Here is a 14,472-nt window from a genome sequence, read left to right as displayed (position 1 = left end):
TCCTAGCGACGCGAGCCACCCACGCCAAAGCAGGCAGCCCATTCCCTGCCGTGACACCAGTCGGGCCCCGCCGTGGCGGGGCCCAGTGGAGCGGATGACGGGAATCGAACCCGCGTAGCTAGTTTGGAAGACTAGGGCTCTACCATTGAGCTACATCCGCAGGCCGCGACCCTGACGGGCGCGGCGCGCCCCAAGTATGCCATGAGGCAGCCGCGCCCGCCATTCGACCAACGCGCGGGGTGCGGGCCAGGTGATGGGCCGCACCCCGCGCGCTGAACATGGTCGGAGTCAGAGCCGCTTGGCGATCAGCGTCCCGTTGCCGAATACATGGGTGGTGACGTACAGGGTCGAACCGCGCACCTCGACGGCGGCGGCTTCCTCGGCTGCCAGGAAGAGCGTCGCGTGGTGGGAACCTGGGCGAACCTTGTACACGCCAGCCCCGAACAACGAGGCGATGTAGAGGTTCCCATGGTCGTCCAGCGCGATGCCGGTGGGAGACAGCAGGCCGTCGACGTAGACGTGCGCCTTCCCCGTCCAGGGATTGACGCGGAAGACCGCACCGCGAGCGCCGAGGCTGTCGTCCTCAGGGCCGCCGGGCAGGGACGCGACATAGAGCCAGCCGTCGGGCCCGACCTCCACGTCAGTGGGAACGGACTCGAAGTTGTAGGTCAGTCCCCCGCATGCCGGAATGCCCAACCCGGCAGCCTGGTCGGCCGTGATCTTCACGGGTCGAGCGGGAAGGACGGCGAGCGTCCGGATGGCACCGGTCCGCAGGTTCACGGTGAGCACTGCGTTGGCGCCGGCATCAGCGACGTAGGCCGTGTTGCCGTCCACAGCCAGACCGTACGGGTGGGAGTCGACCTCGCCGGTGTAGCTGGTCGGGACCTGGGCGGCCTCCAGCTGGGCGACGCAGTCCGGATGGGCCGCAGCGTCAGCGGCGGACAGTCCGTACCGGGTGTTCTGGTCGGGATTGGTCATCGTCTCATGGACCCCCAGTTGACTGGTGATGGTGGTCACTCGGCCCCTGGCGTCGATGGCCTTCAGGGAGCCTGCGAGCGGGCGTGGGTCCATCGGCCCGGCCCCTGCGCTCTGGAGGAAGTACAGGGTGCTGCCGCGGTACTCCGAGCCGGCGACGTCCCAGTCCGGCGCGGCGTAGATGGTCTTGGTCACGCCGGAACGGCTGACGTTGCTGAGCCTTGAGGCGAACGATTCAGAAACGGTGACGACCTTCCCCGGGCCGACCGAGAGGTGCAGGGGCCAGACCAGTCCATCGGCCAGGGTCGTGGGTCCAGAACGGGATGGGGTTGCCTGAGCTGTTCCGACAGGACTCAGGACAACAGCGAGTGCAGCGGTCACGGCAGCGATGGCGCGCAACTTCATGAGCTTCTCCTCACCACACAGGGGTGCCGTGGAGCCTCGGGATTGGGGACACCATTGCCACCCTCCATGGGCGAAAACACTACGCTCGCCAAGGGCTTGGGTAAATGCCCCAATTGGGGGCCCACCGGACCCGCACGACCCGTCACGCCTGGTAGGTGAAGGGGTACCCGTCGCGCCAGACCACCTCGAGCACCAGCAGCTGGCCCGACGTCTTGGGGTAGGCCAGCTTGAAGGTGCGCTGCTGCCCCGGCGCCAGGTCACCGGACGGCATCCCGACGCCCTGGGCGCGGTCGGTGACCGGTTCGACGGGCTGACCGTCGACCTGCGCCGAGATGTACCAGAAGTCGATGGGTGCCGCGGCCGGCGAATTGTTGACCACCGTGATGGTCAGCACCACATGCTTGCCGGCAGCGCCGCCGGTCGGGGTGAACGGCTGGGGCGCCTCGACGCGGATCGCTGACTTGTCGGCGTAGGTGGTGACACCGCCGAACTGCTTGGTGCGGGGCCCCGAGGTCGGGTCGGGCGGGTTCCCCGTCAGCCCGGTGGTCTGGGTGGTGGTCACCGTCGTGGGCAGGTCGGTCGCGGTGGCCGCTGGCTCGCTGGTGGCGGCCGGACCGGTGGACACAGGTGCGCTGGTCGAGGGGGCATCCGGCGCACTGGTGGCGCTCGGGACGGCCACCGACGGCTGGACGCTGGACGACTCCGACGTCGTCTGCTGGGCGGTGTGGGGGACGCCGGTGGTGCCCTCGTCAGGCGTGCAGGCGACCAGGGCAAGCATGGCGACCACGCCGGCGGCGGCACCGGTCATGGCAGCGCGTGACGATTTCGGGGACATGGACCAAGGGTACAAGCGGCCCTGCTGCCGACTGGCTGGCCGCGACGAAGAATCCGGCGGTGGCCGAAGCCACCGCCGGATCATCCTGGGTCAGACGACGTCGCGATGGCTACGGTGCGGGAGCCACCGTGGTCGTTGACCAGGTCGAGGAGCCGAGCGCATTGTTCGCCCGAATCCGTACGTACCACGTCTGCCGGGCGATGGTCCCGGTGGTGAAGGACGTGGCATTGGCGGCGGCGGTGCCCGACCCGCTCACCGAGGTGAAGGCCGCGGTCGTGCTCCACTGGATCGTGTAGCTCGACTCGTTGCCCAGGTCAGCCCAGGTCAGGGTGAGGCGCTCGTTGGAGCCCTGCCGGACGGCCGTGCCCGTGGAGATCACCGGGGCCGTGGGTACCGCGACCATCAGGGTGGCAGTGTTCGAGTCCGTCGAGGCACCCGCCACGTTCACCGCCCTGACCCGGTAGGCGTAGCTGTTGCCCAGCAGGACCGCCGAGTCGACCAGGGTGACGGTTCCAGTGCCACCGCGCGCGGCCGGGGAGGCAATCACCGAGAACGCACCACCGTTGGTGGCCCGTTCGACGACGAAGCCGGTCTCGTTGGTGGCATTGTCCCGCCAACTCAGGCTCACCCGCGGCCCGGCCTGCAGGGTTGCGGTCAGCGCGGTGGGCGCCGCCGGAGCGTTGACACCCAGCGCCGGGGACACCGACCGGACGGTCAGCGCCGGATGGGCACCGCCGTAACCGACCGCATTGAGCGCCACCACCCGGTACTGGCGTGGCGTGGTGGCATTCATCGTGGTGTCGGTGAACGTCCTGGTCTGGTGGGTGTTCGGTTGGTCGAGCGGGGAGGCCACGGTTCCCACGTCGACCCAGGTGGTGCCGTCAGTGGTCCGCTGCACCAGGAACGACGTCTCGGTGATCGAGTTGTCGCGCCAGGTCAGTCTGATCCTGGCATTGCCGCCATTGCCGACCACCGCCGAGGTCAGTCCGTCGGGTCGCTGCGGCGGCACCGCCACCGAAACCGGTCGCATCATGTCCATCTCCTCATGGCTGAGGATGTGGCAGTGGATGACGTACTCCCAGCCGAAGTTGACCAGTTTGTTGACGATGGGGGTCGCCGGATTGCCCTGCGGGTCGACATTGTTGAACATTGCCCTGGACCCGGTCGGCATCATCGGGTTCAGGTTCCTGATCGCATTGGGCACCTCGAAGGGAACCTTCGGAATGATCGGCCGCAGGGCCACGATGGTGTCCTCCAGGGGACTCATCCGCACCGTGTCCTTCCAGCCCAGTTCGGAGGGCTCGGTGGGCAGAATGATGTTGTCCCAGGTGACCCTGTTGAGCACTTGGACGTCATAGAGGTGGAAGTGGATTGGGTGGGTGTCCACCCCGTTGTGGGTGAACCGCCAGATCTGGGTGCCGTCGGAGGCCGAACTGATGGGGGTGACCTTGACGTCGCCATCGGGCAGGCCACCCGCGGACAGTTTCACCCCAGCCGTCGGCAGGTTGGTGGCATCGATCAATTCGGTGGCCGGGTTCACGTAGGGATACAGAGTGACGTTCTGCAGCCCTGGCGTGGGTGGTTGCGCCTCCAGACCCATCGTCGCCTGCATGCGTCCGAACTCGTCGAAGGTCGTGGAGTTCATCTCGTCATGCAGTGCCTTGGGGCCGAGCGGCATCGTCATCTTGGCGGCGGGTGCCTTCAAGGTGTTGAAACCGAAGGTGGTGGTGTCACTCACCCGCACCAGCCCGTCGCACCTGGTCGAGGTGCTGTTGGGGGCGTTGCAGTTGCCGCCGGCGGCGAACGTCGTCCCGTAGGCCGAGTTGTACGCCGACTGGCCGACGATGATCGGGTTCTGTCCCGACTCGAAGACACCGGTGCCTGCGGCGTTGTGCTTGAACGCGTTCTACAGCGTGGTCAGGTTGAACGCGGCCGCCGGGGTGGTGTTGGCGATGGTGACCTGCATGACCGTGCGGGTGTTGGGCCCGAAGCCGGGCAGGATCGTCGGGGCGCCATTCGGGCTCAGGTCAGGGGCGCCGGTGTAGTAGTCATAGGACGGGACGCGCGCCGGGAAGGCAGCGGGGGCGTCGTTGTAGAGGATCAGCGTCTTGCCCGCGAACTTGGAGAAGTCGACGATGGCGTCGCCACGTTCGGCCGGCGCCAGCAGCATCGAGTGCTTGTCGACATTGCCGACGTCGAACCGGGTCGGGTCGGTGATCCACGTGGTGGGTTGTTGCCCGTCGACGACCGCCGGGGCCGGCAGGAAGCCGCCCTCGGAGGCAATCTGGATCCAGTCAGGGCCGTAGGCGTTGTTGTTGGTGCCCACCGGGGTGGGAGACACGTTCGGGTCGGTCTGGGCGGCCGCCAGTTCGAGCGGGTTCAGCGCGACCTCGGTGGTGCCGTTCCCCTGGGTGGGGTCGGCCAGGTACCACTGCAGGTTGAAGAACCGGTCGTTGGCGGCGTTCAGCATCCGCAGCCGGTACGACTTGGGCTCCAACGTCAGCTTCGGGTAGGCCACGCCGTTGACGATGGGGGTGTCATTGAACTGCTCCATGCCGGCCGAGATGTTCGGCGTCCCGGGAATTTGTTCGGGTTCGCAGAACGGGTCGGTCTGGTACTGCCAGGTCGACGGGACGTCCAGCTTGCAGGAGGCCTCGTAGTACGGGTTGGGAATGGGGCCGTACTTGGTGTCGGCGGCCGGCGGCCAGAACCAGGGTCCGTACATCCAGCGTCCGTAGGCGCTCATGCCCGACGGATCGCCGGGGTTCTGGGCGGGCATGTAGACGTGGTGGTACCAGAAGCTGCCCTTGGTACCCCATCGCGTGGAGTCCCAGGTGGGGTCCTGCAGTTTGAGCTGGGCCTCGTCGGGGACGAAGGTCTTGTCCTGGATGACGAGCGGGATCGTGTCCGCCGCGGGCGGGATCACGCCGCTGGCCACGAGCCTCTTCTCGGTGTCGTCGGTGATGGTGTACCCGGCTGCCTCACCGGCGTACACGTTGAGGCGGGTGATGCCCCACGAATGGTCGTGGTAGAACATCATCCGCGCGCTCTGCTGGTTGGTGTAGAAGAAGGTCTGGCAACCGTCGTCGGCAGCCTGGCAGGTCACGCTGGTGGGGTCGGCGGGGTTGTCGAGCATGTCGGGGACGTTGGAGACGCTGACGCCCTGGGGCCACGAGGTGGACTCGTTGGCCGGGGTGATCCACTGGTGCGGAGTCCCGTCACTGATCCACGGGGTGATGCCGCCGTGCAGGTGCAGGGTGGCGCGGTTGTCGGGGAAGCAGGAGTCCGGCTTGGGGTCCTGGCTGCACACCGGGTTGCGTACCTCGTCGAGGACCGACTTGTTGTCGACCGGGTCGGCCATGGTCATCGGAACCATGCCGGAGCCCATCATCGAACTGTCGGTGGGCAGGAACAGGTCGCCGTCGACACCGGTGGGCAGCAGGTTGCGGAAGACGATGCGGACCGGCTTGTCCTTGGTGGCGTTGATGAACGGGCCGAGGTACTGCGGGCTGGTCACACCGAGGTACCCGCCCTCGACGAGGACCTTTCTTCCGTCCAGTAGCTCATTGGCCAGTGGAACGTGCTGGCTGATGTCGATGTTGTCGGGGGTCTCCAGTTGGACGTAGCCGCGCACCAGGGTGCCCTCGGGAAGGTCGGAGGAGAACCGGGTGCGGTACTGGACCAGGCCGATGACGATCTCGTCGGCGACCACCCCGTTGTAGGTCTTCTGGGCGGGGACCGCGGTGGGGATGAACTTGCCGCTGGTCGGGCAGGCGGGCGGGGTGCAGGTGCCGGGCAGGTCGTCGACGAACTTGCGCATGCCCTGGGTCAGGTAGCCGGCGCCCGGCTCGGTGACGGTGATGCCGGTGATGGCACCGGTGTCGGTGATTGCCCGGGCGGTGGCACCCTCGCCGGCGCCGTTGGGGTCGGTGATGGTGACCGTGGGCGCCGAGGTGTAGCCGGCGCCGAAGTCCACGACGTTCACGGCGGAGATCGCCAGTGTGGTGGTGGCCGTGGCCGGGCGGCCGCCGTCGGCCAGGGTGATCGGGTCAAAGTGGGTGCCATTGAGGATGGAGACTGCCGGGGCCGTCAGGTAGCCGGTGCCGGGCTCGTCAACCACCACCGCAGTGATGGTCCCGTTGGCGTCCATGCCGTCGATGGCGTCACCGTTGGCCACCATCGGCACGTGCGCCTTGGCCTGGACCCCGTTGGGGTCGTCGGGCAGGTCGAAGTCGATGGTGGGCATGGTGTAGCCCAGCCCACCGTCGGAGATGGTGACGATGTCCACCCCACCGGAGGCCAGTGCGGTGGCCCCCGCTCCCCCGCCGCCGGACAGGCTCACCGAGGGCGCGGTGTAGCGCGAACCTCCCACGACGTCGGTGAAGCCGATCACCACCCCGGACGTGCTGACGGTGGCCGTCGCGGTGGCATTGGGGTCGCCGCCGGTGATCGTCACGGTGGCCCCGGCAGAGTAGTCGCGGCCGGGTGAGGTGACGGTGATGCCCGAGATGCCGCCGGTGGTCGGGTCAACCTGGGCGATGGCCGTGGCGTCAGCCCCCGAACCGGTGATCGTCACGGCGGCCTTGGACAAGGTCAGCGGGCTGAGCGCCCAGTTCGGGTAGGGGCCAAAGTAATGGGGGACTTGCGTCTCATCAGTTGCGGTGGCCGGAGCAGCGAGGCTCGGCGTGACGTGACCCGCCAACGGTGCAACGAGGACGAGCGCCCCCGAGACGATCAGTGCACCGATGCGGGAACGGAACATCATGGTGGTTCCTCCCACTTGATCGTGGCACGGCGATGTGCCACCAGGTCAAAACTAATGAGAGGCATACCTGAGAGCAATAGAATCAACAGAGTTAAATAACCGAATTATGATTGATCTCGCAATCATGAAATGCATTGTTCAAGCACCTCCGCAAAACGTGAGAAATGTCACACCATGACGTGTGAGGGGCATTTGTAGGGCCGTGGTGGGCGCGCTCGGCCGGACCGCCCGCGCGCCCGGCTCTGGCTTTCGTGGCGAGCATGGGTGATGCTGTGTCCACCGCAGGTACCCCCGGGACATCCACCGCTCGCCGAAGAGACGCCATGACCACGCAACCGCCGCTGTACCCCACCGGTCCCCCACCGACGGACAACCCGCACGCCTGGGAACTGGTCACCAGCCCCGGCAATGTGTTCACCGTGGTCGTGCCGCGCGGCTGGTTCCGTGACCTGCAGCAGCGCCAGACCGGCCCGGCCAGCGTCGTACGCTGGGCGGTCACCGGCAGCCCCGACGGTGCCACCACGATCATCACGGCCGATCCCGACATTCCCGACTTCGTGGTGCCCGGGGCCCCGGCGCGGCCCGGCGCGGCGGTGATGGCCGCCGCCCCCGCAGAGCAGTGGGCCCAGAACTATCTCACGTTCAACCTGGGCCAGAAACCGGACTTCCGGATCACCCACCAGGCGGCGTCGGAGTCAATGCAGACCCACATGCGTGCCCTCCGCGAGGACGGGGCCATCAATTTCACCTGGGACAGCGCCGCGGAGGTGTCGGCGACCTATACCGAGGGCGACGTGACGAGGTCGGTGGTGGTCATTGCCTGGACCGGCGGCGGTGACTTCGGTGAGTGGACGGCACGCGCCATCCGGGTGCTGTCGTCGGGGGACGCCCGCGCCTTTGTCCCCGCCGCCCTGAAGATCACCGATTCGCTGGAACTGACCCCCGGGGAACGTCTGCGCCAGGGCTTCGGTGGCGAGAACACGGCCTGGCTCGGTGCCTGGGGCAAGAAGGCGGCGCGGGGGCTGAACAAGGCCGTCGAGGACATCGGCGGGAACAGGCAGCAACCGCCCCGTCCGCTGCAGCCCCCGGGGGATCAACCGCGCACGTAGCCCTCGAGCTGGTCGCGCTCGGTCTGCAACTCGTCGAGGCGGTGCTTGACCACGTCGCCGATGGACACGATCGCCACCATCCGTCCGTCCTGGACCACCGGAAGGTGCCGGACGCGTCGATCGGTCATGGTGCGGGCGATGTCCTCGAGTTGTTCGTGCGGACCACAGGTGTAGACCTCGCGGGTCATCACCTCCGAGACCAGGCGGGCACCAGCACCGTCCTGGCGGACCAGCGGGACCAGGTCGCGTTCGGAGACGATGCCGTCGATCTGCCCGTCGGTATCGGAGACCACCACCGCCCCGATCCGACGCTCCTCGAGCAGGTCGAGGAGTTCGGCGATCGTTGCGTCAGAGCGGATCGTGACAACCTCATGTCCCTTGCGGCGGACCACCTCGTCGATGCGCATGTCTGATCGTAGACCCGAGATGTGTTGCCGGTCAGCGGTCGGAGTCAGGTTTTCACGTTCTTCTCGGCTGGTCACCGGTCATTTCAGGACCACGGGGTCGATGGTCGCGGCTGGAGCACCCCGTCAAGGGTGAGGTCGAGGCGTTCGGTGAAGAAGGCAATGAGGTCACGAACCGGGGCTGCATCGTGGAGCGGGTCCGGATAGGTCCACGCGATGTCGTCCAGCACCGTGTCACCGACGTGGGCCGACCAGTAGGACGCCCGTCCCTTGTAGGCGCACACCGTCTGCGTCTCGCTGCGCTCGAGCAGGTCGAGGGCGACGTCCTCGCGGGGCAGGTAGAACCGGGTGGGCAGCGGCGTCTCGAAGAGCAGGGTCGGCCGGGTGCTGTCGGCCAGGATGACGCCCTGGCTGCCGATCTGGACGCGTCGGCTGGAGCGCAGGCAGTCAATCCGGTCGAACGGGTCGTGCGGGTGACCCATCACCGGTTCGTCCTCCTCGTACCACTGGCTGAAGGCGGCCCAGTCAAGGATCACGTAGCCGGCCAGGTCAGGGTCATCAGGTCGGAAGGCGGCCACCGGCAGGTCGCCGTCCGGTGTGCGGATGCTCAGCGTCGTGCCCGCGGCCGTGTGGGCGGCGAACGGAGTGCTCGGATCGAGGACCGGCGGCCCCTCCTCCAACGACACCGGCCGCTCGGTTGCCGGCGTCCCCGGCGCCGACGCCGGTGCGAGTGTCCCGGCGAGATCGTCCTCGGGGACAGCGTAGGACGCGACCACGCGGCGAGGTTCCCAGACCAGCCTGGCCCGGCGAGTGTCGACGACGGTGCGGCTGCCCACGGTGGCGCGGATCCACTTGCGGACCGGGTGGACCCGCAGGTCCCCGATCGCGCTGAAGAACAGCGTGCTCATCTCAGTCGCCATGCCCCAGTGTCACCCCCGACCAGGCGCGGTGTCGAGACGGCAGACTGTCCCCATGGGGACCCACTTCTACCGCCCGTCCGAAGGCCACCGCCTGGCCCACGACCCCTTCAACGCACTCGTGGCGCCGAGGCCGATTGGCTGGATCGCGACGCTGAGCGCGGACGGGCGGCGCAATCTCGCCCCCTACAGCTTTTTCAACGCCTTCAACTACACCCCGCCGCTGGTGGGCTTCTCCAGCACCGAACCCAAGCACACCGTGGCGAACATCGAGGCGACCGGCGAGTTCACCTGGAACCTCGTCACCCGCCCACTCGCAGCCCAGATGAACGCGACCTCGACCACCGACGACGTCGACGAGTTCGACCGGGCCGGGCTGCAGTCCGCCGACTCCGTCGAGATCGACACCCCGCGGGTGGCCGCCTCGCCGGTGTCATTCGAGTGCCGACTCAGCGAGCTGATCAACCTGCGTGACGCGTCAGGCCACTCGACGACGGCATGGCTGACCATCGGCGAGGTGGTCGCCGTGCACATCGACGACCGGTACCTGATCGAGGGGGTGTACGACACCGCCAGCGCCGAGCCCGTCCTTCGCGGTGGCGGGCCGACGGCCTACTTCGGGATCAGCGCGGACCAGCGTTTCGACCTGCGACGCCCAAAATAGCGGAGCAGCGACGCACGGGAGGAGCGACCCTGCTCGGGCAACTCGCGGGTGCGCAGCATCCCTTGTAGCCCGGCGGCGGCCGGAGGATACTGGTGTCCGGTGGTACGGCGTGGACTGGGGCGCCGCCGGACCGCTGCCGTTGATCGCACCAGGCCGTGGCCTGTGGCCGCCCCGCATGATGTCCGCCGAATCCTGCCCAGCGGTGTGGTCCTGCCCAGCGTGCAGCGGTTTCGCCGATACCCCGGCTCTGTGACCTCCAGTTCGTAATCGAGGTCGGGCCATGCCTCAGCCCATCGCGGTGGGCTCGATGCTCATTGGGAGGTGTCATGAACGCACTGACAATCCAGGCCCTTCGGGACTCTGTGACCGGCCCGGTATCCACTCCGGGCGACCCCGGCTATGACGAAGCCCGGCAGGTCTACAACTTCATGATCGACCGGCGGCCCGCTGCCGTCGTGTCCTGCCGGACCCCTGACGACGTGGCTGCCGTGGTCAGGCACGCCCACGAGACCGGCACCGAGCTCGCCGTGCGCGGTGGCTCGCACAGCGTGCCGGGTTTCGGGACGGCCGACGATGCCCTGGTCGTCGACCTCGCGGGACTGTCGGTGGTGACCGTCGACCAGAATGGTGACAGCGCCCGCGTGGGCGGCGGGGCGACCTGGGGACAGTTCAACGAGGCGACCGGCGCGGTGGGTCGAGCCACCACGGGAGGCATCATCTCCACCACCGGAGTGGGTGGACTCACCCTGGGCGGAGGTATCGGCTACCTCGCCCGCGCCCACGGTTTGTCCTGTGACAATCTGCTCTCGGCCCAGGTCGTCACTGCGGACGGGACCACCCTGACCGCCAGCGCGGACGAGCATCCCAACCTGTTCTGGGCCCTGAGGGGCGGGGGCGGCAACTTCGGGGTCGTCACCGAGTTCACCTTTCGCCTGCATCCCGTGGACCAGATCTACGGCGGGCCGATGTTCTTCGAACTGTCCGACGGGCCCGCCCTGCTCGCCTACTTCAACGAGTTCATCGAGAACGCGCCACGCGAGTACGGGGGCTTCCCTGCCTTCCAGATCGCCCCTCCCCTTCCCTTCGTGCCCGAGAACCGGGTGGGCGAACCCTTCTTGGCGCTCATCTCCTGCTGGACGGGCTCGGCCGCCGACGGCGAGGCGGTACTGCAGCGCTTCCGCGAGGTGGCGGCACCCGTGGCCGAGCACGTGGGGTCGATGCCCTATCCGGCCCTCAACAGTGCCTTTGACGGCCTGGTGCCCCGTGGGCTGCAGCACTACTGGAAGGCGACGTATGCCTCTGATCTGTCGACCGACATGATCGGCGCCCACATGGAGCACGGACCGAGGGTTCCGGTGGTCAATTCCACCGTCCACCTGTACCCGATCAACGGAGCCTGCCATGACGTGGCCGCCGACGCGACTGCTTTCGGACACCGGGGCGCCAAGTACGCGATGGTGATCGCCGGCATGTGGCCGGATGCCGCGGACAACGACGCCAACACGCAGTGGGTGCGCGACTACTACGCCGCGATTGCACCACACTCCGAACCTGGCGGGTACGTCAACTTCGCCTCGGCCGATGACCAGTCAAAGGTTGCCGCGAACTACGGCACCAACTACGACCGTCTGCGTGAGGTCAAGCGTCTGTACGACCCCGACAACCTGTTCCACCTCAACCAGAACATCCAGCCCTGACAAGCGTCCGACAAGGCACCAGGGCCGTCGGCCACGCTCAACTCGTGGATGAGCTTCGCGTGGTGTCACCGGCTCGGGTCGTCCGACGCCTGAACCTCCGGTGAGACGATCATGTGGACGTCGTCGAGGACGTTGACCAAGCGGTCGGGGTGATGGGAAGAGCAATTCACGGCTGTGGCGCAGCTTCAGCCCTCTGCTTGATGCCCACCATCGCACGCCTCATCATGGCGAAGTCGAAGAACTCCACCAGGAGGCTGAACAGAATGCTGGGTGAGAGCCAGCGATACTTCATCCGAACCCGGCTCACGAGCCGGGAGGACCCGTCCCCGGCCGCATGGATGTCCCAGACCCAGGTGCTGTCGCCCTTGTTGTCCCACCAGAGCAGCCACCGGTCCTTCTCGAACCCGAGCACCCGCATGCCCTGCGTGCCGTCAGGACTCATCGGCACCACGTCACCGATCTGGATGGACTGGTACTCAGGATGGATGACCTCGGCGCTCGGTCGACCGAGGTTGTCCAGCAGGTCGTAGCTGTACCAACCCGCGCGGGACACACCCATCTGGACCAGCCACGGATAGATGTCCTCGGGCCGCGCCCCGATGGAAATGGCGCGGGTGGCATTGAATGACGGCACCACCACCACCTCGTCGCCAGGCATCGATCGGGCAACTTCCTCATCGGAAGCCCCCCACCGCAACTACCACGGACGCCACCATCGGCGATAGCTCTCGGCCGCTGCCACGGCGAGGGCAGGCAACACCAATGTCCTGGATCGCACTGCGATCTCCCCTCTTGGCCTTGGTCCGCTGCAGGGTCACTCACACCCCTACCTGCAGTGTCCACCCATTCCCGGCTGGGCGCACGTGCTGGGTGAGTACCGATCCTCCACGGTGGAGGTTCCACGGTGATGGTCAGATCGGGCAGCGGAGGTCGTCGGTGGTGCCGCGGTGGTCGGCTACGCGAGTCGGCGTGGTGCCGACCACGGGTCAACGTCCAGTAGGGTGGGCGATGTCGTCAGGTCAATGGCCCGGCGGCATCGGGGCGTAGCGTAGTGGCTAGCGCGCCTGCTTTGGGAGCAGGAGACCGCAGGTTCGAGTCCTGTCGCCCCGACCGCAAGATCCCTTGTCACCACGCCGCTGACATCAGCGGTGGTGGCCGTCCATCGCTCCCCGAGTTGCACCCTCACACGTCAGGTCCCAGTTTCTGTCCCCCAGTTGGGTGCAGCCCCTCATGTGAGGGGGGTCGGACCCAACTGGGGGACGGAAACTGGCAGCAATGACACGGATCCCGCCAGCCTCGGCCATGATTTTTCAGTCGCTGGGCAACGGTTCACTCGGGCACGCGACCAGGACGCGCTCCCCCGCAGCCTGTTCGGCCTCAGTCACCCACAGCGAGTACTTCACCTTGACGGCCACCTGGCGCGCCACGTAGGCGCACCGGTAGCCCTTGTTCCTGGGCAGCCATGTCGCGGCGTCGCCGTCACCCTTCGACGCATTCGAGGATCCGTCCACAGCGAGCAAGTTCAACGGGTCGTTCGCAAATGCCTGACGCCGCTCGGGCGCCAGTTGCTGCGCACCCTTCTGCCACGCATCACTCAGCGACACGACGTGGTCGATCTGGACGGCGCTTGAGGTGGCATTGCCACGGACGAACGGAATCTGCGTCCCGGTGTAGGGGTCCTGCAACATTCCCGACAGGACGACGCAGTCACGGGTTCCGGGCTTCAGCTCGACGTCCTGCAGATCTCGACGCAGGATGTCATTGCGGGTGTCACAGCCATTGCGGTCCAGGTCGTACCAGCGCTGCCCGAACTGTGCCCGGTCATATCCAGTCTTCGGTGCGCGCCCCTTCACGGGCAGGGAACGCAGCCCAGCCAGGGCGCTGCCTCCATCAACCGGGCGTGGCTGCGTCTGGGTCGCTGGGACCAGCACCGTGGGCGCCACGGTGGTCGATGCCGCCGTGCGCTTCTGCGTCGAAGTGACCTCACCAGAGACCGTCTCGAGCACCTGCGGTGCGGGTACGGCGGCGGGGCCCGCGATCGCTGCCGCGCCCACCCCCAGACCAATGACGCCAGCTGCGATCCCGAGCAGCCACCGACCCTGCCACCACGCCTGGCCGTTCCTCTCAGCCATCAGTTCTCACACGCCACCCCGTCGCCATCTCTGTCCAACTTGCTGCTGTACCCGGGCTCGCCACGGCGGATCGGTGCCGCACCGGCGGCCCTCACCGCGGTGCAGTTGGCGTAATAGACGTCGGCAGCTTTGGTCGTCGGGTCCGGTTTCGGCGCGGCCGTGGTCCTCGGCGCGGTTGTCGTCCTCGGCGCTGCAGTCGTCCTCGGCGCGGTTGTCGTCCTCGGCGCGGTTGTCGTCGGCACGCTGGCGATCTGCTTGGGTGCCACCGTTGTTGCTGGCGCCGAGGTGGAAGCAATGGCAGACACCGTCAAGGTCGCCATCTGGGTCGTGGTGGCGGTCGCCGTCTCGGTCGCCGTCTCGGTGGCCGTCGAGGTGGAGTAGGCGGTGGCGGTCAGCGTGACGGTGGGGCCTGCGGCAGGGACGGCCACTGTGCCGCCGCCGCTCCCGGCCAGCCCCATCACCAAGCCGACCAGGCCAGCGCCGACCCCGACGGCAGGCTTGGACGTGTACCACTTGCCCGGCTTCTTGATCGGTGGCGGCTGAGGGGGAACGGGTCGCCGCTGGTTCGG

At 67.5% G+C, this 14,472-nt stretch carries 12 protein-coding genes and 2 tRNA genes; 4 read left to right on the top strand and 10 right to left on the bottom strand.

All coding sequences use genetic code 11. From position 1 onward, the window contains the following. Positions 1-86: 86 nt before the first annotated feature. The 5 genes from IPV09_RS10185 to IPV09_RS10165 form a co-directional block, all read right to left on the bottom strand. A tRNA-Gly gene (locus IPV09_RS10185) sits at positions 87-160 on the bottom strand. Positions 161-288: 128 nt separating this feature from the next. Continuing rightward, entirely contained in the window at positions 289-1,380 is a 1,092-nt protein-coding gene (locus IPV09_RS10180) for a ScyD/ScyE family protein (protein ID WP_207475136.1), read from the bottom strand. Between the two features lie 142 nt (positions 1,381-1,522). Further along, on the bottom strand, positions 1,523-2,215 hold the full coding sequence (locus IPV09_RS10175) for a hypothetical protein (protein ID WP_207475135.1): 693 nt from the start codon (positions 2,213-2,215) through the stop codon (positions 1,523-1,525). Positions 2,216-2,324: 109 nt separating this feature from the next. Beyond that, positions 2,325-3,953: a multicopper oxidase domain-containing protein gene (locus tag IPV09_RS10170; RefSeq protein WP_207475134.1), complete on the bottom strand. Its 1,629-nt coding sequence runs from the start codon at positions 3,951-3,953 to the stop codon at positions 2,325-2,327. 168 nt (positions 3,954-4,121) lie between these two features. After that, a complete protein-coding gene (locus IPV09_RS10165) occupies positions 4,122-6,980 on the bottom strand; it encodes a hypothetical protein (protein WP_207475133.1) in 2,859 nt (952 codons plus the stop codon). 323 nt (positions 6,981-7,303) lie between these two features. Here IPV09_RS10165 and IPV09_RS10160 point away from each other — a divergent pair, with 323 nt between their 5' ends. After that, a complete protein-coding gene (locus tag IPV09_RS10160) occupies positions 7,304-8,089 on the top strand; it encodes a hypothetical protein (RefSeq protein ID WP_207475132.1) in 786 nt (261 codons plus the stop codon). Here IPV09_RS10160 and IPV09_RS10155 read toward each other — a convergent pair. Then, entirely contained in the window at positions 8,074-8,496 is a 423-nt protein-coding gene (locus tag IPV09_RS10155) for a CBS domain-containing protein (protein ID WP_207475131.1), read from the bottom strand. The two genes, IPV09_RS10160 and IPV09_RS10155, sit on opposite strands and share 16 nt — an antisense overlap. Before the next feature lie 83 nt (positions 8,497-8,579). Continuing rightward, a complete protein-coding gene (locus IPV09_RS10150; protein ID WP_207475130.1) occupies positions 8,580-9,401 on the bottom strand; it encodes a DUF427 domain-containing protein in 822 nt (273 codons plus the stop codon). Positions 9,402-9,465: 64 nt separating this feature from the next. Between IPV09_RS10150 and IPV09_RS10145 the strand changes: the two genes are divergently transcribed. Then, positions 9,466-10,074: a flavin reductase family protein gene (locus IPV09_RS10145; RefSeq protein WP_207475129.1), complete on the top strand. Its 609-nt coding sequence runs from the start codon at positions 9,466-9,468 to the stop codon at positions 10,072-10,074. A 326-nt stretch (positions 10,075-10,400) separates the two neighbouring features. Continuing rightward, entirely contained in the window at positions 10,401-11,771 is a 1,371-nt protein-coding gene (locus IPV09_RS10140) for an FAD-binding oxidoreductase (RefSeq protein WP_207475128.1), read from the top strand. A 166-nt stretch (positions 11,772-11,937) separates the two neighbouring features. Here the strand turns inward: IPV09_RS10140 and IPV09_RS10135 are convergent, their stop codons facing one another. Next, positions 11,938-12,429, bottom strand: coding sequence for a hypothetical protein (locus IPV09_RS10135; RefSeq protein ID WP_207475127.1), 492 nt, complete (start codon positions 12,427-12,429; stop codon positions 11,938-11,940). A 379-nt stretch (positions 12,430-12,808) separates the two neighbouring features. On the opposite strand from IPV09_RS10135, the gene IPV09_RS10130 reads away from it, so the two are divergent. Further along, a tRNA-Pro gene (locus IPV09_RS10130) sits at positions 12,809-12,881 on the top strand. Positions 12,882-13,081: 200 nt separating this feature from the next. Here the strand turns inward: IPV09_RS10130 and IPV09_RS10125 are convergent. Together IPV09_RS10125 and IPV09_RS10120 are read right to left on the bottom strand one after the other, a co-directional pair. Then, the gene (locus IPV09_RS10125; RefSeq protein ID WP_207475126.1) at positions 13,082-13,903 is read right to left on the bottom strand and encodes an HNH endonuclease family protein; all 822 of its coding nucleotides are present in this window, start codon (positions 13,901-13,903) and stop codon (positions 13,082-13,084) included. Continuing rightward, the coding region (locus IPV09_RS10120) for an excalibur calcium-binding domain-containing protein (RefSeq protein WP_207475125.1) at positions 13,903-14,472 on the bottom strand (570 nt) is incomplete at its 5' end. The genes IPV09_RS10125 and IPV09_RS10120, both read right to left, overlap by 1 nt.

The organism is Tessaracoccus sp. SD287, assembly GCF_017355265.1.
Taxonomy (GTDB): domain Bacteria; phylum Actinomycetota; class Actinomycetes; order Propionibacteriales; family Propionibacteriaceae; genus Aestuariimicrobium.
This window is presented reverse-complemented; position numbering and strand designations above follow the sequence as displayed.

Bases quoted from the DNA above. Each gene is read 5' to 3' on its own strand.
- IPV09_RS10165 (WP_207475133.1), bottom strand. From the start codon at position 6,980: ATGATGTTCCGTTCCCGCATCGGTGCACTGATCGTCTCGGGGGCGCTC.
- IPV09_RS10180 (WP_207475136.1), bottom strand. From the start codon at position 1,380: ATGAAGTTGCGCGCCATCGCTGCCGTGACCGCTGCACTCGCTGTTGTC.
- IPV09_RS10135 (WP_207475127.1), bottom strand. From the start codon at position 12,429: ATGCCTGGCGACGAGGTGGTGGTGGTGCCGTCATTCAATGCCACCCGC.
- IPV09_RS10150 (WP_207475130.1), bottom strand. From the start codon at position 9,401: ATGAGCACGCTGTTCTTCAGCGCGATCGGGGACCTGCGGGTCCACCCG.
- IPV09_RS10145 (WP_207475129.1), top strand. From the start codon at position 9,466: ATGGGGACCCACTTCTACCGCCCGTCCGAAGGCCACCGCCTGGCCCAC.
- IPV09_RS10155 (WP_207475131.1), bottom strand. From the start codon at position 8,496: ATGCGCATCGACGAGGTGGTCCGCCGCAAGGGACATGAGGTTGTCACG.
- IPV09_RS10175 (WP_207475135.1), bottom strand. From the start codon at position 2,215: ATGTCCCCGAAATCGTCACGCGCTGCCATGACCGGTGCCGCCGCCGGC.
- IPV09_RS10160 (WP_207475132.1), top strand. From the start codon at position 7,304: ATGACCACGCAACCGCCGCTGTACCCCACCGGTCCCCCACCGACGGAC.
- IPV09_RS10125 (WP_207475126.1), bottom strand. From the start codon at position 13,903: ATGGCTGAGAGGAACGGCCAGGCGTGGTGGCAGGGTCGGTGGCTGCTC.
- IPV09_RS10140 (WP_207475128.1), top strand. From the start codon at position 10,401: ATGAACGCACTGACAATCCAGGCCCTTCGGGACTCTGTGACCGGCCCG.